At 69.7% G+C, this 18,318-nt stretch carries 18 protein-coding genes and 1 tRNA gene; 15 read left to right on the top strand and 4 right to left on the bottom strand.

The window, feature by feature from the left end; translation table 11 throughout:
- Positions 1-142: 142 nt before the first annotated feature.
- A complete protein-coding gene (locus AB0H88_RS27630) occupies positions 143-727 on the bottom strand; it encodes a hypothetical protein (protein WP_357649240.1) in 585 nt (194 codons plus the stop codon).
- A gap of 132 nt (positions 728-859) precedes the next feature.
- On the opposite strand from AB0H88_RS27630, the gene AB0H88_RS27625 reads away from it, so the two are divergent.
- The 10 genes from AB0H88_RS27625 to AB0H88_RS27580 all read left to right on the top strand — a co-directional run bounded on the left by AB0H88_RS27625 (position 860) and on the right by AB0H88_RS27580 (position 8,304).
- Positions 860-1,339: a GntR family transcriptional regulator gene (locus AB0H88_RS27625; protein WP_357649239.1), complete on the top strand. Its 480-nt coding sequence runs from the start codon at positions 860-862 to the stop codon at positions 1,337-1,339.
- Positions 1,340-1,491: 152 nt separating this feature from the next.
- Positions 1,492-1,785: a DUF6247 family protein gene (locus AB0H88_RS27620; RefSeq protein WP_357649236.1), complete on the top strand. Its 294-nt coding sequence runs from the start codon at positions 1,492-1,494 to the stop codon at positions 1,783-1,785.
- Positions 1,786-2,078: 293 nt separating this feature from the next.
- Positions 2,079-2,152: transfer RNA gene (locus AB0H88_RS27615), tRNA-Met, on the top strand.
- 70 nt (positions 2,153-2,222) lie between these two features.
- A complete protein-coding gene (gene rpmG, locus AB0H88_RS27610) occupies positions 2,223-2,387 on the top strand; it encodes a 50S ribosomal protein L33 (RefSeq protein WP_019632658.1) in 165 nt (54 codons plus the stop codon).
- Positions 2,388-2,677: 290 nt separating this feature from the next.
- Positions 2,678-3,127, top strand: coding sequence for a MaoC family dehydratase N-terminal domain-containing protein (locus AB0H88_RS27605; RefSeq protein WP_225294557.1), 450 nt, complete (start codon positions 2,678-2,680; stop codon positions 3,125-3,127).
- 1 nt (position 3,128) lies between these two features.
- A complete protein-coding gene (locus AB0H88_RS27600; protein WP_357649234.1) occupies positions 3,129-3,557 on the top strand; it encodes a MaoC family dehydratase in 429 nt (142 codons plus the stop codon).
- A 126-nt stretch (positions 3,558-3,683) separates the two neighbouring features.
- Positions 3,684-4,685: a hypothetical protein gene (locus AB0H88_RS27595; RefSeq protein ID WP_357649232.1), complete on the top strand. Its 1,002-nt coding sequence runs from the start codon at positions 3,684-3,686 to the stop codon at positions 4,683-4,685.
- A gap of 44 nt (positions 4,686-4,729) precedes the next feature.
- Entirely contained in the window at positions 4,730-5,776 is a 1,047-nt protein-coding gene (locus AB0H88_RS27590) for a UDP-N-acetylmuramate dehydrogenase (RefSeq protein WP_357649230.1), read from the top strand.
- 224 nt (positions 5,777-6,000) lie between these two features.
- Complete coding sequence (locus tag AB0H88_RS27585; RefSeq protein WP_357649228.1) at positions 6,001-6,567, top strand: TMEM165/GDT1 family protein; 567 nt, start codon at positions 6,001-6,003, stop codon at positions 6,565-6,567.
- 132 nt (positions 6,568-6,699) lie between these two features.
- Positions 6,700-8,304 carry an ABC-F family ATP-binding cassette domain-containing protein gene (locus AB0H88_RS27580; RefSeq protein WP_357649226.1) on the top strand — a complete coding sequence of 535 codons (1,605 nt, stop codon included), beginning with the start codon at positions 6,700-6,702 and terminating at the stop codon, positions 8,302-8,304.
- Between the two features lie 74 nt (positions 8,305-8,378).
- On the opposite strand, the gene AB0H88_RS27575 is transcribed toward AB0H88_RS27580, so the two are convergent.
- The gene (locus AB0H88_RS27575) at positions 8,379-9,170 is read right to left on the bottom strand and encodes a TetR/AcrR family transcriptional regulator (protein WP_357649224.1); all 792 of its coding nucleotides are present in this window, start codon (positions 9,168-9,170) and stop codon (positions 8,379-8,381) included.
- Between the two features lie 58 nt (positions 9,171-9,228).
- Here AB0H88_RS27575 and AB0H88_RS27570 point away from each other — a divergent pair, with 58 nt between their 5' ends.
- Positions 9,229-11,499, top strand: coding sequence for an excinuclease ABC subunit UvrA (locus AB0H88_RS27570; RefSeq protein ID WP_357649222.1), 2,271 nt, complete (start codon positions 9,229-9,231; stop codon positions 11,497-11,499).
- Positions 11,500-11,509: 10 nt separating this feature from the next.
- Here AB0H88_RS27570 and AB0H88_RS27565 read toward each other — a convergent pair whose 3' ends face one another.
- A complete protein-coding gene (locus tag AB0H88_RS27565) occupies positions 11,510-14,380 on the bottom strand; it encodes an AAA family ATPase (protein WP_357649220.1) in 2,871 nt (956 codons plus the stop codon).
- Between the two features lie 130 nt (positions 14,381-14,510).
- Positions 14,511-14,657: a hypothetical protein gene (locus AB0H88_RS27560; protein WP_357649218.1), complete on the bottom strand. Its 147-nt coding sequence runs from the start codon at positions 14,655-14,657 to the stop codon at positions 14,511-14,513.
- Positions 14,658-14,852: 195 nt separating this feature from the next.
- Between AB0H88_RS27560 and deoC the strand changes: the two genes are divergently transcribed.
- Genes deoC through AB0H88_RS27540 form a run of 4 tightly spaced genes read left to right on the top strand, consistent with a single transcriptional unit; the run spans position 14,853 to position 18,243 of the window.
- A complete protein-coding gene (gene deoC, locus AB0H88_RS27555) occupies positions 14,853-15,782 on the top strand; it encodes a deoxyribose-phosphate aldolase (RefSeq protein ID WP_357649216.1) in 930 nt (309 codons plus the stop codon).
- 2 nt (positions 15,783-15,784) lie between these two features.
- Positions 15,785-17,215, top strand: a complete 1,431-nt coding sequence (locus tag AB0H88_RS27550) for an aldehyde dehydrogenase family protein (RefSeq protein WP_357649347.1) — start codon at positions 15,785-15,787, stop codon at positions 17,213-17,215.
- Positions 17,208-17,402: a hypothetical protein gene (locus AB0H88_RS27545; protein WP_357649214.1), complete on the top strand. Its 195-nt coding sequence runs from the start codon at positions 17,208-17,210 to the stop codon at positions 17,400-17,402. Before AB0H88_RS27550 ends, AB0H88_RS27545 begins: the two co-directional genes overlap by 8 nt.
- Entirely contained in the window at positions 17,395-18,243 is an 849-nt protein-coding gene (locus AB0H88_RS27540) for an aldehyde dehydrogenase family protein (protein WP_357649212.1), read from the top strand. Before AB0H88_RS27545 ends, AB0H88_RS27540 begins: the two co-directional genes overlap by 8 nt.
- The last annotated feature ends 75 nt before the right edge of the window (positions 18,244-18,318 follow it).

Here is an 18,318-nt window from a genome sequence, read left to right as displayed (position 1 = left end):
CGTCCGTTATCTTGAGCCGCTGATCATTGCAGGGACTCTCACCTGGGCGGCCTCGTTGAAGACGGTGTCCGCAACGAGGCCATGGGCAGTTCGGGAACGCCCGGCCCACGCTTACCCCTCCAGGCGGCGGCGGCCGGGCTGTCTATGGGGCCCGCTCGGGCCGCAGATCCGATACGTGCACGATGAGGGCCCTGGCGAGTGTGAATTCCAGCGTGGCGTGGTCGGTCAGCGGGACGTCCTGGCGAGCCGGGCCGCCGGAGGAGAAGACGATTCCCTTTACCCCCCACGGTTTGTCGTCGGGCGAACTGTAGACGTGGGCCTCTTGCCGGAGGCGCGGGCACGCGGCCCGCGCCTCGGGGATACACCGCAGGCACGTCGGCGGCTTGCTGAGGCGGCCGGACGCGGCGGGTACCTTCTCGTGGAAAACCCAGGAGAGGCGCCCAGTGCCGGAGTCCAGCGCGGGCCTCGCGCACACCTGGCAGAGCCGATGCAGCATGCACTCCCGCTGCCGCAGGGTGTGCAGCTCGTCGTACTGGGGCCTCCCTAGGCGGTGTGACTGCTGCCGGGCCCACAGCACGCCCAGGCCCCAGTCGCTCGCCGCCGGGTCGATGTACGACAGCCGCCGCCCGCTCAACGCCCACTCGTCGACGAGGACGGTGAGAGCCAGCGAGACGGTCTCCTCGCTGTAGGCGACGACGTGCGGTACCCGGAGGGCGGTCGAGGTCATGCTTCGACCGTACGTCAACTTGACCGATCTGGTCTATGTCTTGCTATAGATCAGTCAGATGGTTGACAGCGATCAACAATAAGCGTGTAGTGGAACAATAGGGTATGAGATAGCTCATCTATCGTCACGAGGGTGCTCAACCGTGAGGGGCCTGTGCCGATATATCGGCAGGTCGCCAATGAGATCAGGCGCCGCATCGCCAGCGGAACGATCCCGCCTGGCCACGCCATCCCCAGCGAGCACCAGATCGTCGCTGAGTTCGAGGTGTCGCGCATCACCGCGACGAAGGCCATCCGAACTCTGCGAGACGACGGTCTGGTCTACACGGTCCGCGGGGTCGGCTCGTTCGCCGGTCCTGAAGACCACCCGCGCGTCACCGAGACGACGTCGCCCTACCGGCGGGTCGCCGCCGAGATCGCCGAACGGATCCGCGCCGGCGAACTCCGGCCTGACTTCCCGATCCCGAGCGAGACGACGCTCATGCAGCAGTACGGTCTCGCGAAGGGCACCGTCAGGCGGGCGGTCGCTCTGCTGCGCGAGCAGGGGTGGGTGTTCACGGTGCCGATGCGCGGCACGTACGTGGCGGCGCGCAAGGACTGGCCCAAGGCCTGAGGTCGAGGTCCTTCCTGCTGACAAGGCGGAGATCCGCGAACTTGAGGGCTGACGCGCGCTCATGCCTTGCCGCTTGACTGATTCATATCTCCTGCTCTTGGCGAGGACGCTGCATGGGGTTCAGGGCACGGTGGACAGAGAGGAGGTGGCAGGTGAGTGCTCAGCCAGTACATGAGGACGATCCACAGGACCCTCAGGCCATCCTGTACGGCCTTCCGGAGAGGGAACGGCCCGAGTTTCTGCGCCAGTACCGGGAGACGGCAAGAGCGGCCTGGAAGGACGTCGCGCAGTACAAGGCCCTGAGACGGCTCCTTCACCGATGGAGCCTTGCCGTGATCGCCACGAACCGGCCCGGCTACTACGAGGCGATCGACGACGCCAAGGCGAGCGGGAAGGCGACGCCGCTGGAGGAAGCGGTCGCCTGCGAGCTTGCCCGTCGCGCGTGACCTACAAGCCGGACCTGTCCGAGCGGGCGTGACGTTCCTGATCCTGGATCACGCAAGCGTCGTCCGTATCGTCGGCATCGTCTGGGTAGGTTGACGACGTACGTGAAGCAGCGCAAGGACTGGCCTAAGGCCAGTACGATGTCCATCGGAGAGCGGAGCGCCCGCTGGATTTTGCCCGCAGTACCCCGGCTGCTAGGCTTACTGGCTGGCCAGCCTGGGCGGGTTGGTCGATTACGTATGTGCTCCCCAGGTCAGGTATCCTCTACGGGCCGGGGTCGTTCGTCCGGCTCAAAGGCGGAGTAGCTCAGTCAGGCAGAGCAAACGGCTCATAATCGTTGTGTCGCCGGTTCAAGTCCGGCCTCCGCTACTGCCCCTCCCCAGGTCGCCGACCTGGGCTTGGGCATGTCCCAGTCCCAAACGTAGAAAGGCACTCCCACGTGGCTGCCACCGACGTTAGGCCGAAGATCACGCTGGCCTGCCAGGAGTGCAAGCACCGCAACTACATCACGCGGAAGAACCGGCGCAATGACCCGGATCGGCTTGAGCTGAAGAAGTACTGCCCCAACTGCCGCTGCCACCGCGCGCACCGCGAGACCCGCTAGCTCTTTTCCGAGCGCGGTCTCGCCGGGGGCATTCTCCTGGCCTTACCCAACGCACAACCGGCGTCCTGCTCCAGGGCGCCGGTTTGTCGCGTCTACTGGCCGTACCGGTGACGCCATCTGTCAGCCGTCATGGCAGCAGCGTCCACCGGCCTCACTGCTGCGGCATTCACCAGCCGTCACGGCAGCGGTGGAATTCACCGGTCGTCAATGCGGCAAAGTCATGGTCATCCCGGCGACAGCCGAACCTTGTTCTGTTAGCGTCTGCATAACGGACATGCGAGGGAGCACAGATGGCCTTGAACCGCGACTTCGTGGGCCGGACGTACGCGTCCAAGTCCTCGTACGAGGTCAGCCGGGTGAAGATCCGGGAGTTCGCCGCCGCGATCGGCGACGGCAATCCGATCTACCGAGACCGGGACGCCGCCCAGGCCGCCGGGCATCCCGATGTGGTCGCGCCGCCGACCTTCCCCATCGTGTTCAGCCTGCAGAGCGGCGGTGAGGCGCTGGCCGATCCTGACCTCGGCCTCAACCTGGCCATGGTGGTCCATGGCGAGCAGCGTTTTGAGTACGTACGCCCGATCTACGCTGGCGACGAGCTCGTCACCAGCTCCACGATCACCGACATCCGCAGCGCCGGGCGCAACGAGCTACTGACGGTGAGAAGTGACATCGCCACGGTCGCCGGTGAGCCGGTCTGCACTACGTACAACACGATCGTCGAGCGCGGAGGGGCGGCCTGAGATGACTGCCACGGTGAAGTACGACGAGATCGAGGTCGGGCACGAGATCCCGGCCACCGGCTATGACGTCCGCAGGCTCAACCTGGTGATGTACGCGGGGGCGTCGGGCGACTTCAACCAGATCCACTGGAACGAGCGGTTCGCCAAGGCGGTGGGGCTGCCCGACGTCATCGCGCACGGCATGTACACGATGGCGCAGGGCGGCCGGTTCGTCACCGACTGGGTCGGCGATCCCGGCGCGGTGGTCGACTTCGGGGTGCGGTTCTCCTCGATGGTGGTCGTGCCCGACGACGACGAGGGCGCGACGATCACCATCAGCGGCGTCGTGGAGGAGAAGCTGCCGGACAAGCGGGTGGTCGTCGGGCTGACGGCCAGGGCGGGCGACACCCGGGTGCTGTCCAAGGCCCGCGCGGTGGTCCAACTCGCGTAGCGCGACGAGCCCCCCGTTTGGCGAGCCTCCCGAACGGCGAGCCCCCCGAACGGCGAGTCCGGCGGGATGAGCCGGACGAGCTCGGCCGGATGATAGGCGGGGCGGCTCTCGGGTATGCGGGAGCCTATGGATACAGCTCCCCATCAAGGCAGGATCTGGCCCACGGTCGACTCGATCCCGGTCTCCGCGGTGACCGACAAGCCGCCCGGCCACCTGGGTCCCGTCAGGACCGAGGACGTGGCGGGCGCCGTGGGCACGGGCCGCGACACGACCGGCGGCGCGGGCGCGGCGACGGGTGTCGGCACCGCGGGGGCCAAACCGAGAGGCGCCCGCGCCAATCCCGCCGCCGAGCTGGGCTTCTCCGGCGATCCCGAGCAGCGGGGCGACCCGGGCGACGACATGCTGCACGCCCAGCGCGTCTGGGATGGGAGCCTGGCCGCCAACCGGCTCGACGCGGCGGGCGTCGCCGCCGAGCGGCAGCGGGTGGCCACCGCCGACGTCACGGCGTCCGTCAGTCTCATCGTCGACGGCCGGCCGGAGGACGTACGGGCGTCCATAGAGTCGGTGATCGAGCACACCGACGCCCATGTCCTGGCCCTCGACCTGGGCGACGTGGACGGCGCCGGTGAGGTGCTGCACGAGCTGGCCCTGCGCCACCCGGACCGGATCACCGAGTGGCGGGTGGCCGAGACCCCGCACTGGCGTGGCGGCTCGGCCACGTGGGGCGCCTGCCGGGCCAAGCTGCTGCGCCTGGACATGTCCGAGGTGCACGTACTGATGGAGACCTCGGTCGTACTGACAGGCGACGCGCTCACGCCGCTCGTCGCGGCGGTCGCGGACGGTGCGGTGGCGGCGGGGTGGCACGGCTTGGAGCGACCGCAGGACAGCCTGGAGCGACCGCCGATCGGCGCGGGGTGGCACGAAGCAGGGCCGGGGCGCGTGCGCGCGTTGCGCGGCGACCTGATGGCGGTACGCAGGTCGGCCGCGATCGGCGCGCTGCCCGAGGACGCCCGGGACGGGGAGAACGCCGACCTGGAGCTCTCGCTGGCCCTCAAGGGCGACCTGGTCGTGCCCTCCGACCGCCTTCCGGTACGCCGCCTGCGCGACCCCGAGGCGCCCCAAGGGTGAATCCCGGCGAAAGCCCTGCCGAGCGCCTCATAAGCTTGTGCCCCATGGAGAACCTCGCGCCGTACACCACCCTGGGGCTGGGCGGCCCCGCCCGCGAATTCGTCGAGGCCACCACGGCGGAGCACCTCGTCTCCCTCGTGGCCGAGGCCGACCGGCAGGCCCAGCCCACCCTGGTGCTCGGCGGCGGGAGCAACCTGGTGGTCGCCGACGAGGGGTTCGACGGGCTGGTCATCCGGGTCGTCACCCAGGGCGTGACCGTCTCCCGTGACGGGGGCGAGGTGCTGGTCACGGTCGAGGCGGGCGAGGACTGGGACGGACTGGTCACCCGCGCGGTGGCCGAGGGCTGGTCCGGCATCGAGTGCATGTCCGGCATTCCGGGGCTCGTGGGCTCGACCCCGATCCAGAACGTCGGCGCCTACGGCCAGGAAGTGGCCCAGACCATCAGGTGCGTACGCGCCTATGACCGCAGGACGCGGCAGGTGGTCGACCTGGAGGCGCGGCAGTGTGGCTTCTCCTACCGCGACAGCGCGTTCAAGCGGGATCTGGCGCGGCATGTGGTGCTCGGCGTGACGTACGCGCTCGACGTCTCGGAGCTGTCGGGTCCCATGGCCTATCAGGAGCTGGCCGGCCGGCTCGGCGTCGAGCCGGGCGCCCGCGTGCCACTCGACCAGGCTCGTCGAGCGGTGCTGGAGCTGCGGCGCGGCAAGGGCATGGTGCTCGACCCGGCCGATCCCGACACCCGCAGCGCCGGGTCGTTCTTCACCAACCCGGTCCTGTCGGCCGCCGAGGCCGAGGAGCTGGCGGCGCGGGCCCCCGGTCATCCGCGCTGGGACCTGCCGGACGGCTTGGTCAAGGTGCCCGCCGCCTGGCTGATCGAGCAGGCGGGCTACCCCAAGGGCTACGAACGCGGCCCGGTCCGCATCTCCACCAAGCACACGCTGGCTCTGACCAACCCCACCGGCTCGGGCACCACGGCCGACCTGCTGCTGCTGGCGGGGGAGGTGCGTGACGGGGTGCTGGAGAAGTTCGGCGTCACGCTCGTCAACGAGCCGGTGCTGGTCGGCTGCTCCCTGGCGGAGCCTGCGGAATAGGTCCCTGCGGGCCGCTGTTATGGTTGTTCGGAATTACCGAAGGGGAGTAGTCCCAATCGCGTGATCGACATGCTGGCGCGCTTGCGCGCCCGGTCACGCGGGCCTGTACGGGCGGACGAGACCTTCGGCCTGGTAGCTATGGATCAAGACGCTACCGGGCCGAAGTCGTGCCCGAAAACCTCCCCGGGTGCCTGCTTCCGGCTCGGTCGCGCGGAAGAGGACAGTTGGAAGCGTTCTGGATCAGCCTCGCGGTCATTTTCGTGGCCGAGATGGGTGACAAGAGCCAGCTCATGGCGATGACGTTCGCCACCCGTTTCAAGCCTTGGCCGGTGCTGGCCGGCATCACGATCGCGACGACCGCCGTGCACCTCGTCAGCGTCGCGGTCGGCGGGCTGATCGGCGACGCGTTGCCCACCACCGCCATCTCGGTCGTGGCCGGCCTCGCCTTCCTGGGGTTCGCCCTGTGGACGCTGCGTGGTGACGAGCTGACGGACGAGGAGTCGAGTAAGGCCCGGCGCACCACCAGGAACGCCGTGGTCGCGGTGACGGTGGCGTTCTTCCTGAGCGAGCTGGGTGACAAGACCATGCTGGCCACCATCACGCTGGCGACGCAGCACGGCTGGCTGGGCACCTGGATCGGGTCAACGGTGGGCATGGTCGCCGCTGACGCCCTCGCGATCGTGGTGGGCCGCCTGCTGGGCAAGCACCTGCCGGAGAAGGCGATCAGGTACGGCGCCGCCGCCGTGTTCGCGATCTTCGGAATCGCGCTGCTGGTCGATGCGATCGTCTAGTGCGCCGGTGAGCGCTCGTGGCGTGCGGGCCCATCGGTTACGGTAGGAGCATGTCCACGCCCCGAGTTTCCTAGCTGAGGACCCGCTTCCACGTCAGAAGTGTGTCCTTTCGCTTTCTCGGAGCGTCATATCATGATTACCGTTCGTGATGTCGAGCTGCGCGCGGGTGCCCGCCTGCTGCTCTCGGACATCTCCTTCACCGTCTCCCCCGGCGACCGCATCGGCTTGGTCGGACGCAACGGCGCGGGCAAGAGCACCTTGATGAACGCCCTCGCGGGCCGGGCCACGCCTGCCGCCGGGACGATCATCCGCACCGGCACGGTCGGGTTCCTCCCGCAGGACTCCCGTGCCGCCGACCCGGCCGTCACGGTCACCGACCGGATCCTGTCCGCCCGCGGCCTGGACCGGGCCCTGCACCGGCTGCGCGCGGCCGAGGCCGCACTGGCCGAGGCGGCCGGGCCCGCCGCGCTGGAGCGGGCGATGCGCGCCTACAGCCGTGCGGAGGCGGCCTTCCAGGCCGGCGGCGGGTACTCGGCCGAAGCCGAGGCCGCCCGCGTGGCGGCCGGGCTCGGCCTGCCCGACCGGGTGCTGACCGCACCGGTCGGCAATCTCTCGGGCGGGCAGCGGCGCCGGGTGGAGCTGGCGCGGATCCTGTTCGCTGGGAACGACGGCGCGCTGCTGCTGGACGAGCCGACGAACCACCTGGATGCCGACTCCCTCACCTGGTTGCGCACCTTCCTCCAAGGCCACCAGGGCGGTCTGGTGATGATCAGCCATGACACCGGTCTGCTCACCGAGGTCGTCAACCGGGTCTTCCACCTGGACGCCACCCGCGCGACGATCGACCACCACAACACCGGCTGGGCCGCGTACCTCGCCGAGCGGGACGCCGATGCGCGGCGCCGGGTCCGGGAGCGGGTGAACGCCGAGCGCAAGGCCGCCGCCCTGCACGCGCAGGCGGACAAGATGAAGGCCCGCTCGGCCACCGCCGTCATGGCCCGCAGCATGGCCCGCCGCGCCGACCGCATGCTGGCCGAGCTGGAACCGGCCCGCCGCACCGAGAAGGTGGCCCGGATCCGGCTGCCCGAACCGGAGCCGTGCGGCCGGATGCCGCTCGGCGCGGTCAGCCTTGCCAAGTCCTACGACGGCCACCAGGTCCTCGACGGCGTCGATCTGGCCGTGGACCGGGGCAGCCGCCTGGTCGTGCTCGGCCTCAACGGCGCGGGCAAGACCACCCTGCTGCGCATCCTCGCGGGCCAGGAGCGGCCGGATGCCGGACGGGTGGTGCACGGGCACGGGCTGCGGCTGGGCTACTTCGCCCAGGAGCACGACACCCTCGACCCCGCCCGCACGGTCCGGCAGAACCTGTCGGACGCCGCCCCTCACCTGACGGATGGTGAAGCGAGACGGGTCCTGGGCGCGTTCTTGTTCAGCGGGGACGATGCCGACAAGCGCTGCGGGGTGCTCTCCGGCGGGGAGAAGACCCGCCTGGCACTGGCCGGGCTGGTCCACTCCGGAGCCAACGTGCTGCTTCTGGACGAGCCGACCAACAACCTCGACCCCGCCTCCCGCGACGAGGTCCTGGCCGCCGTCGGCTCCTACCCAGGCGCGATCGTGATGGTCACCCACGACGAGGGCGCCATCGACGCCCTCCGCCCCGACCGTGTCCTGCTGCTGCCGGACGCGGACGAGGACCTGTGGAGCGAGGACTACCGCGATCTGGTCGCCCTCGCCTGACCTCACCACCGTTCGCGTCACCGTACGTTTGGAATGGCACCGACCGACCGGCACGGTTCCCACGGGGCGCCGCTCTAGCGTCGTTCGATGAGGACCTGGAGGCCGTCCAGGACGCGCTGGAGGCCGAACTCGTAGGCGTGGCCGGCGCTGTAGGCGGCGTTGTGGGCCGCTCCGGCGGCCGCGCCGACCCGGCTGGCCGTCGGATAGGCGGCCTCGTCGTAGACGCGGGCGAGCAGCGGAGAGCTGACGGCCCACCACTGCTCGTCGGTCATCGCGTCGCTCCGGGCGGCCCGCTGGTCGGCGGCCGAGCGGGCGGAGGAGTGCACGAAGCCGAGCAGGTAGGTCAGGGCGGCGTCGATCTCCACGTCGTCCAGGCCGAGCCCTTCGAAGGCCCGCAGCTCGTGCTCGTACTTGGCCAAGACCCCCGGGCCGAGCGGCGGGCGTGTGGTGGACACGGTGAGCATCCACGGGTGTCGCTCGTACAGCGTGAGGTTGGCCCGCGCCACCGCCTCCAGCCGCGCCCGCCACGGCAGCTCCGACAGGTCGGGGCGCGGCATCTGGCCGAGGACCGTGTCGAGCATGAGGTCGAGCAGCTCGGCCTTGCCCGGCACGTACGTGTAGAGCGACATGGTGCCGATCCCGAGCGCCTGGGCGACCCGCCGCATCGTCGTGGCGTCGAGGCCCTCCTCGTCGGCGACGGCGATCGCGGCGGCGACGACCTCGTCGACCGTGTGGCCCTGACGTGGCCCGCGCTGCGCCGGTCGCGCTCCCGGCCGCCTCCAGAGCAGCTCTATGGTGCGGGCGGGGTCTCCGGCGCTGGTCCGGGCGATCGTGGGCGGCACGTCATCCATCTTCTCACTCAGCATAACTCCGTACATAGTACGATGTACTGCGTACGGAGTTTATCGAGGTCGAGGAGTGGCGTTGCAGACGTCCCGTATCCAGATCATCGGCGCGCGCGAGAACAATCTCCGCGACATCTCCCTGAGCATCCCGAAGGGGCAGATCACCGTCTTCACCGGCGTATCGGGGTCCGGGAAGTCGTCCATCGTGTTCGACACTCTCGCCGCCGAGGCGCAGCGTCAGCTCAACGAGACCTTCACCACCTTCGCCCGCAACAGGCTGCCGAAATACGGGCAGCCGGACGTCGACGTGATCGAGAACCTGTCCGCCGCGATCGTGGTCGACCAGAAGCGGCTCGGCGGCGGCTCGCGCTCGACCGTCGGCACGATCAGCGACATCTACTCGCTGCTGAGACTGCTGTTCTCGCGGGCCGGCAAGCCGTTCGTCGGCTACTCCAACGCCTTCTCGTTCAACGATCCTCAAGGCATGTGCCCCGAATGCGAGGGCCTGGGCAGGACGGTCGCGCTCGACCTCGACGTCTTCCTGGACAGGTCCCGGTCGCTGAACGAAGGGGCCCTCCTGCACCCGCACTTCGCGGTCGGCACCTGGTACTGGAAGATCTACGCCAACTCCGGCCTGTTCGACAACGACAAGAGGCTGGCCGACTACGACGAGCGGGAATGGGCGACGCTGCTGTACGGCGCCCAGACCAAGGTGCCGCTGGAGTGGCAGGGCGGCACGATCAACTCCAGCTACGAGGGCGTGGTCGAGCGGTTCACCCGCCTGTACATCAAGAAGGACGTCGCCGAGATGTCCGACGCCAACCGCCGGCTCTTCCAGGAGTACGTCACGACGGCCACCTGCCCGCTGTGCGCGGGCGCCCGGCTCCACCAGGAGGTGCTCGGCTGCGAGATCGACGGCTTCAACATCGCCCGGCTCGCCGCGATGGAGGCCACCGAGCTCGTCGAGGTGCTCGCCGGGTTCACCGATCCGGTGGGCGCTCCCGTGGTGGCGAGCCTGATCGAGCGGGTGCGCGACCTCGTCACGATCGGCCTCGGCTACCTCAGCCTCGACCGCGAGACCGCCACGCTCTCGGGCGGCGAGTCACAGCGCGTCAAGATGGTGCGGCACCTCAGCAGCAGCCTCACGGACATGATGTACGTCTTCGACGAGCCGAGCGTCGGGCTGCACGCGCGCGACGTCGAACGGCTCAACACGCTGCTGCGCAAGCTGCGTGACAAGGGCAACACGGTCATCGTCGTCGAGCACGATCCCAAGGTGATCAGGATCGCCGACCACGTCGTGGACATCGGCCCCGGCGCCGGGACGCACGGCGGGCAGGTGGTGTACGAGGGCACCGCGGCGGCGCTGCCCGAGGCGGGCACCTTGACCGGTCGGTACATGAAGCAGCGACTACCCCTGAAGACCGACTACCGGCGCCCCACGGGCGCGATGACGATCGCCGGCGCGAGCACGCACAACCTGAAGGACGTCACCGTCGACATCCCCGCCGGCGTGCTCACCGTCGTGACGGGCGTCGCGGGATCCGGCAAGAGCACGCTGGTCAACGACGTGTTCCTGAGCCGGCATCCCGAGGCGGTGGTCATCGACCAGTCGGCCGTCAGCGTCTCGCGCCGTTCCAACCCCGCCACCTACACCGGGATGCTGGACGAGATCCGGCGGCTGTTCGCGCGGGCCGGTTCGGTGAGCGCCTCGCTGTTCAGCCCCAACTCCAAGGGCGCCTGCCCCGCCTGCCAGGGTCTCGGCCTCATCTACACCGACCTGGCGTTCATGGACGGGCTGAAGTCGACCTGCGAGGTCTGCCAGGGGCGGCGCTTCCGGCCGGAGGTGCTGGAGCACAAGCTCGACGGGAAGTCGATCAGTGACGTGCTGGAGATGACGGCGGCCGAGGCGTTCGCGTTCTTCCCGCAGCCGAAACTCACACGGGTGCTGCGGGCGGTCAACGACGTCGGGCTCGACTACCTCACGCTCGGCCAGCCGCTCAGCACGCTGTCGGGCGGCGAGTGCCAGCGCATCAAGCTGGCCACCGAACTGCACAAGAGCGGCACCGTGTACGTCCTGGACGAGCCGACCACCGGCCTGCACATGTCGGACGTGAAGCGGCTGCTCGACATCATGGACCGGCTCGTCGACGCCGGGAACTCGGTCGTCGTCATCGAGCACGACCTGGACATGGTCAAGAACGCCGACTGGGTGATCGACCTCGGGCCTGAGGGCGGCGGGCAGGGCGGCCGAGTGCTCTTCGAAGGCACGCCGCGCGAACTGCTCGCGGCGACCGGCTCCCACACCGCCGAGTTCCTCCGCCGAGACCTGGGGGAGACGGCCTTCTAGCGAGCCAGCCTTAGCGGGACAGCAGGGAGAGTCGGTGTGCGGCCGCGGCTGCCTCGCCGCGGGTGGTCACGCCCAGCTTGGCCAGGATGTTGGACACGTGCACGCTGACGGTCTTGGCCGAGATGAACAGCTCGGCGGCGATGTCCCGGTTCGTACGGCCCAGCGCCACCAGCCGGAGCACCTCCGTCTCGCGCGGCGTGAGCAGTTCGGGGACGGTCGCCTGCTGCTGGACGACGCCGACGCGGCGGGAGAGCGCCTCGATCTCGTCGATCAGCGGCGTCGCCCGCAGCGCGGCGGCCAGCGGCGCGGCCACGGCGAGCCGGGTCGCCGCGCCCTCCCTGTCGCCCGTCCGCGCCACCACGGTGGCCGCTCTGACGAGGGCCTTGGCCTGGTTGTGCGGGCGCTTGAGCCGCTCCCAGGCGGCCGCCGCCGCGTCGAAGTCGCGCGAGTACGTCAGTTTGTACGCCTCCGCCACCGGCCCGCTGACCTTGAGGCTCGCGGCCACCTTGGCGGCCTGCTCGCGTACCGCGCGGACCCGGTCGGGCTCGGCGTCCTCGGCGGTGTCGCAGACCAGGGTGAGCAGGGACAGCCGCCGCCAGCCCAGCATGGCTTTGGGAGACTGCGACGACGGAGACTGCGACGACAACGACAGGATGCGCTCGGCCATGGCCAGTGCGGCCAGCGACTCGCCCTTGAACAGGTGCCAGCCGATGCGCAGCCGGGTGCTGTTGGTGACGTCCTGAAGGAACTCCTCGGGCCGCTCCTTGAGCACGCCCAGCTCCGCCAGGATGCCTTCGACGACCGCGAGCTCGCCCCTGGCCAGCGCGATGTCGGCGCGTACGCGGAGCAGGTGGTTGTAAGTGCGCAGCACGGGACCGAAGCGGAGCGCCTGCCCGATGGTCTCGAGGGCCTCGTCCCAGCGGCCGATGGCCTCCAGCGCCTCGGCCCTGTTGAGGAGGATGAACAGCCCGTTGAGCCGCATCCGGCCGTACTGCTTGGCCAGCTGCCAGCCCTCGTCGGCCAGCGCGAGGGCTTCCTCGGAGCGCCCCAGATCGCTCAGCGCGTCGATGTTGTTGCCGATCGCCCGCGCGATGAGCCGTCCCGAGCTCTCCTGACGGCCCATTTCCAGCGCGCGCAGGTTGGTGGCCAGCGTCGCCTCTGTGTCACCGTCGATCGAGTGGCCGAGCGCCAGGTTCAGCAGGAGGTCTCCTTCGAGGCACTTGTCGCCGAGATCCCTGCTCAGGCGCAGACCTTCCTCGATGAGCCGGGTGCCCTCCTTGACGTCGCCACGGAGCATCAGGTGCTGGCTCATCGGCATGATGACGCTCGCGCGGGCCAGGTTCGGCTCGGGCACCAGACGCAGTGCGTGCTGGAAGTCGTCGAGGACGCCCGTCTTGCCCTTGTAGATCTTGAGGTTGGCCCAGCGCACGATCAGCGTGGCGACCCGGGCCGGCTCCTGGGTCTCGTCGAGCTGCGCCAAGGCCGCCTTGACGAACTTGATGCCCCGGTCGAGCTCGCCGCCCGCGTGGGCGGCCTCACTGGCCCGTTCGAGCACCGCCGTGTGGTCGGCGTCGATGCGCTCGGCCGCGTCCGGAACCCGGTCCCACAGCATGAGTACGCGTTCGAGCAGCGGGATCGCCTCGGTGTAGGCGAAGGCCCCGAACGACTTCTGGGCCGCCTCCCAGGCCGAGATCAGCGCCCAGAGGTCGTTGCGCGCGCCGTACCAGTGGTGGGCCAGTTCCACGGCGGCCCGGCCCGGTGGCACCAGCTTGCGGTCGCGGGAGATCTCCTCGGCGTAGCGCGAGTGCAGCCGTTGATGCTCGCCGGGCAGCAGTTCGTCGTGTACGGCCTCGCGGATGAGGGAGTGCCTGAAGACGTAGGCGCGGTTGTCGGCGATCTGCAGCACGTTCCCGGCGATGGCCGACCGCAGCGCGGCCTCCAGCTCCAGGTCGGACAGGCCGCTGACCGCGGCGAGCAGGGCGTGGCCGACCCTGATGCCGCCCGCGGCGGCGATGCGCAGCACACGCTGGGTCTCCTCGGGCAGCCGCTCGACCGAGCCGAGTATCAGGTCGTGCATCGACTCGGGGAACGCGCAGTCCTCGCCGCAGTCCAGCAGGGCCTCCACGAACAGCGGGATGCCCTCGCTGCGCTCGTAGACCTTCTGCACCTTGGGGTATCCGGGGTCGCTGCCCAGGATCCCGGCCATCTGCAGGGCGACCTCGTCCCTGGACAGGCGGGGCAGGTCGAGCCTGAGTACGCTGCTGACCCTGCCCAGCTCGGCGAGCACCGGCCGGAGCGGATGCTGGCGGTGCAGGTCGTCGGAGCGGTAGGTCATGACGATCAATATCTGCGCGGTGCCGAGGTTGCGGCTGAGGAAGGCGATCAGGTCGCGGCTGGACCGATCGGCCCAGTGGATGTCCTCGATGAGCAGGATCGTCGGCCGGTTGCCGGCCAGCCGTTGGAGGAGTGTCAGGAACTGTTCGAACAGGCGGGCCCGGCCCGTGTCGGTCTCGCCGTCGCCGCTGGGCTCGCCGAACTCGGGGAGCAGCCGGGCCAGATCGCGTTCGGCGCCGCCCGGCAGCAGCGCGGCGACCTGGGTGGTGCCCTGCTCTCTGACCAGCTGCCTCAGGGCAGCCGTGAAGGGCGCGTAGGCCAAGCCCTCCGTGGAGAGCTCGACGCACCCGCCGTACAGCACATGAGCGCCGCTCCGCGCCGCCTGCTCGGCGAAGCGCTGCACCAGCCGGGTCTTGCCCACTCCCGCCTCACCGCCGACCAGCACTGCTGTCGCGGCGCCCTTCCGGGCCTCGTCGAAGGCTTGAGAGAGGGCCGTGAGCTCCTCTTCCCGCCCCACGAAGACGGGACTTACCGAACGTCCCAGCATGTCGTCCAGCATGTCATGCCTCACCAGCCGCTTTCGACGCATTTATGGCACATTGACGCACGGCTTGGCCGCTAGGGAGGGACGGTGGCCCGGCCGCGAGGGAGGTTGCGGCCGGGCGCTTGTGGGGCGGTCATGAGGAGCGGCGCTTGCCGAACAGCGAGCGGCGCTCGGACTTGTTGCCCTCCAGTGCCTCGCGTACCTGACGGTGCCGGGCGGCCGCCTGGCGCAGCTCGTTGACGTGGCTCTTCATGATCTGGTATTCGATCTCGGGACTCATGGTGGTGTGTCTCCTTCTTGTTCCTTGCTGACACTCTTAAGGTTCGGGCTAAGGCCCCTACCGCCACATCGGGCGGATGCCCTATCTCCCGGGAAACTCCAGGCCAGGGAGTACCTAGGAGATGCGCTTATGCCGCCTTATAGATCCGGTTTGGAGGTAGCCCACCTGGTCGGCGATCCTGTGGAGGTGTCAACTGTGACTACCTCGCTCGCCGACGTCGGCTCGTCCGGCGCGACGCTGCGAGCATTCCTGCACGGCCTGCCCGGTGTCGACCGGGTCGGCGCGGACCAGCGAGCGGCGATGCTCGGCACCCGCTCCATCAAGACCAGCGCCAAGGCCATGGCGATCGACCTGGCCATCTCGATGGTCGACCTCACCACGCTGGAGGGCGCGGACACGCACGGCAAGGTCCGTGCGATGTGCACCAAGGCGATGCACCCCGGCGAGGGAGCGCCCCGGGTGGCGGCCGTCTGCGTCTATCCCGACCTGGTGGTCGTGGCCGCCGGCGCGCTGCGCGGCTCGGGGGTGAAGGTCGCCTCCGTGGCGACCGCCTTCCCGAGCGGGCGTACCTCGCTGGAGGTCAAGGTGAGCGACACCGCGCTCGCCGTCGCCGCGGGCGCCGACGAGATCGACATGGTGATCGACCGCGGCGCGTTCCTGTCCGGCGACTACCTCAAGGTGTACGAGGAGATCGTCGCGGTGAAGGCCGCCTGCGGCTCCGCCCATCTGAAGGTGATCCTGGAGACCGGCGAGCTGTCTACCTACGACAACGTACGGCGGGCCTCCTGGCTGGCGATGCTGGCCGGCGCCGACTTCATCAAGACCTCCACCGGGAAGGTGGCCCCGGCCGCCACGCCGCCGGTGACGATGATCATGCTGGAGGCGGTGCGCGACTTCCGCGACCAGACGGGCCGGCAGGTCGGCGTGAAGCCGGCCGGCGGCATCCGCACCACCAAGGACGCCATCAAGAACCTCGTGCTGGTCAACGAGAGCGCCGGCGAGGACTGGCTGTCGCCCGACTGGTTCAGGCTGGGCGCGTCGTCGCTGCTGAACGACCTGCTGATGCAGCGCCAGAAGCTCACCACCGGCCGTTACGCGGGCCCCGACTACTTCACCTTGGACTGATGATGGCGAGCTTCGCATACGCACCGGCGCCCGAGTCGCGCGACATCGTCGATCTCAAGCCGTCGTACGGGCTGTTCATCAACGGCGAGTTCGCGGACGGCTCGGGCTCCCCCTTCAAGACGATCAATCCGGCGACGGAGGAGACGCTGGCGGAGGTCGCCACGGCCTCCTCCGACGACGTCGACCGGGCCGTGCAGGCCGCGCGCAAGGCGTTCGGGGTCTGGAGCGCGATGCCGGGGACCGAACGGGCCAAATACCTGTTCAGGATCGCCCGCATCATCCAGGAACGCGCCCGCGAACTGGCCGTGCTGGAGTCGCTCGACAACGGCAAACCCATCCGCGAGTCGCGCGACGTGGACCTGCCGCTCGTCGCCGCGCACTTCTTCTACTACGCCGGCTGGGCCGACAAGCTGGAGTACGCCGGGTTCGGCGCGGACCCCCGGCCGCTCGGCGTCGCCGGGCAGGTCATCCCGTGGAACTTCCCCCTGCTCATGCTGGCCTGGAAGATCGCCCCGGCGCTGGCCTGCGGCAACACGGTGGTGCTGAAGCCGGCCGAGACCACGCCGCTGACGGCCCTGCTGTTCGCGGAGATCTGCCAGCAGGCCGACCTGCCGCCCGGTGTCGTCAACATCGTCACGGGAGCGGGCGAGACCGGCGCCGCCGTGGTCGCCCACCCCGACGTGAACAAGGTGGCCTTCACCGGCTCCACCGAGGTCGGCCGGATCATCGCCCGGACCGTCGCGGGCACCGGCAAGAAGCTGACGCTGGAGCTGGGCGGCAAGGCCGCGAACATCGTCTTCGACGACGCCGCGCTCGACCAGGCCGTCGAGGGCGTGGTCAACGGCATCTTCTTCAACCAGGGGCACGTGTGCTGCGCGGGCTCCCGGCTGCTGGTGCAGGAGTCGATCCAGGACGAACTGCTGACGGCGCTCAAGCGGCGCCTCGGCACGCTGCGGCTGGGCGACCCGCTGGACAAGAACACCGACATCGGCGCGATCAACTCGGCCGAGCAGCTGGCGAAGATCCGCTCGCTCAGCGACCTCGGCGAACAGGAGGGGGCCGAGCGCTGGTCGCCCGCCTGCGACCTGCCCGACAAGGGCTTCTGGTTCCCGCCGACCGTCTTCACCGGCGTGGCCCAGTCGCACCGCATCGCCCGGGAGGAGGTCTTCGGCCCGGTGCTGTCGGTGCTGACGTTCCGCACCCCGGCCGAGGCCGTGGAGAAGGCCAACAACACGCCGTACGGGCTGTCCGCCGGGATCTGGACGGAGAAGGGCTCGCGCATCCTGTGGATGGCCGACAAGCTCAGGGCCGGAGTGGTCTGGGCCAACACGTTCAACCGGTTCGACCCGGCCGCGCCGTTCGGCGGGTACAAGGAGTCCGGATACGGCCGCGAGGGCGGGCTGCTCGGGTTGGAGGCCTACCTTGATGTGTGAGCACCGCCGTACCCGCCGGGGCAGACGGCGGGCGCAGGCCACGCGGGGCCACGCCTTCGCCCGCGCCGGAAGGCCTGTACGCACCGGCTGGTACGCCCACCGCTGCGGGGTGAGCCGGTGCGGCCAGGTCTTCGTGCCGGTCGAGATGTCGGAGGAGACCATGCGGAGGGGGCGCGGCGATGAGTAGGTTGGCCGTTCGCAAGACGTACAAGCTGTACATCGGCGGGGCGTTCCCGCGCTCCGAGAGCGGGAGGTCCTACGCCGTGACCTCGTCCAAGGGCGACTTCCTCGCCAACGCCTCGCGGGCCTCTCGCAAGGACGTCCGTGACGCCGTGGTGGCGGCGCGCAAGGCGTTCCCCGGCTGGTCGGGCGCCACGGCCTACAACCGGGGCCAGATCCTCTACCGGATCGCCGAGATGCTGGAGGGCCGCCGCGCGCAGTTCGCCGAGGAGCTGGGCGGCGGCAAGAAGGCGGCACTGGAGGCCGTGGACGCCACGGTCGACCGGCTGGTCTGGTACGCGGGCTGGTCGGACAAGATCGCCTCAGTGCACGGCACAGCCAACCCGGTCGCCGGCCCGTACTTCAACCTCTCCTCACCGGAGCCCACGGGGGTCGTCGGCGTGGTCGCGCCCGAGGACCCGCTGGTGGGGCTGATCTCGGTGATCGCGCCAGTGATCGTGACGGGCAACACGTGCGTCGTGATCGCCTCCGAGCGGACACCGCTGCCGTCCATCACCCTGGCGGAGGTGCTGGCCACCTCGGACCTGCCGGGCGGTGTCGTCAACGTTCTCACGGGTCATCAGCGGGAGCTCGCGCCCTGGCTGGCGGCCCACATGGACGTCAACGGGCTGGACCTGACCGGTGTGTCCGACGCCGACCTGGCGCTGACCTGCGAGCAGGCGGCGGCGGAGAACCTCAAGCGGGTCCAGCGCCCGTCGCCGGACGAGGACTGGCGGGCGGCGCCGGCTCTCACCCGCATGACGCGCTTCCTGGAGACGAAGACGGTCTGGCACCCGATGGGGGTCTGACCGTCAGGCGGGTGGGATGTCGGCGTTGAGTCCCGTCAGGCGGGTGGGATGTCGGCGTTGAGTCCCGTCAGGCGG

Origin of the sequence: Nonomuraea sp. NPDC050680, from assembly GCF_040654555.1 — a bacterium.
Taxonomy (GTDB): domain Bacteria; phylum Actinomycetota; class Actinomycetes; order Streptosporangiales; family Streptosporangiaceae; genus Nonomuraea.
This window is presented reverse-complemented; position numbering and strand designations above follow the sequence as displayed.

Bases quoted from the DNA above. Each gene is read 5' to 3' on its own strand.
- AB0H88_RS27630 (WP_357649240.1), bottom strand. From the start codon at position 727: ATGACCTCGACCGCCCTCCGGGTACCGCACGTCGTCGCCTACAGCGAG.
- AB0H88_RS27605 (WP_225294557.1), top strand. From the start codon at position 2,678: ATGGCCTTGAACCGCGACTTCGTGGGCCGGACGTACGCGTCCAAGTCC.
- AB0H88_RS27600 (WP_357649234.1), top strand. From the start codon at position 3,129: ATGACTGCCACGGTGAAGTACGACGAGATCGAGGTCGGGCACGAGATC.
- AB0H88_RS27595 (WP_357649232.1), top strand. From the start codon at position 3,684: ATGGATACAGCTCCCCATCAAGGCAGGATCTGGCCCACGGTCGACTCG.
- AB0H88_RS27590 (WP_357649230.1), top strand. From the start codon at position 4,730: ATGGAGAACCTCGCGCCGTACACCACCCTGGGGCTGGGCGGCCCCGCC.
- AB0H88_RS27580 (WP_357649226.1), top strand. From the start codon at position 6,700: ATGATTACCGTTCGTGATGTCGAGCTGCGCGCGGGTGCCCGCCTGCTG.
- AB0H88_RS27575 (WP_357649224.1), bottom strand. From the start codon at position 9,170: ATGCTGAGTGAGAAGATGGATGACGTGCCGCCCACGATCGCCCGGACC.
- AB0H88_RS27565 (WP_357649220.1), bottom strand. From the start codon at position 14,380: ATGCTGGGACGTTCGGTAAGTCCCGTCTTCGTGGGGCGGGAAGAGGAG.
- AB0H88_RS27560 (WP_357649218.1), bottom strand. From the start codon at position 14,657: ATGAGTCCCGAGATCGAATACCAGATCATGAAGAGCCACGTCAACGAG.
- AB0H88_RS27550 (WP_357649347.1), top strand. From the start codon at position 15,785: ATGGCGAGCTTCGCATACGCACCGGCGCCCGAGTCGCGCGACATCGTC.
- AB0H88_RS27545 (WP_357649214.1), top strand. From the start codon at position 17,208: ATGTGTGAGCACCGCCGTACCCGCCGGGGCAGACGGCGGGCGCAGGCC.
- AB0H88_RS27540 (WP_357649212.1), top strand. From the start codon at position 17,395: ATGAGTAGGTTGGCCGTTCGCAAGACGTACAAGCTGTACATCGGCGGG.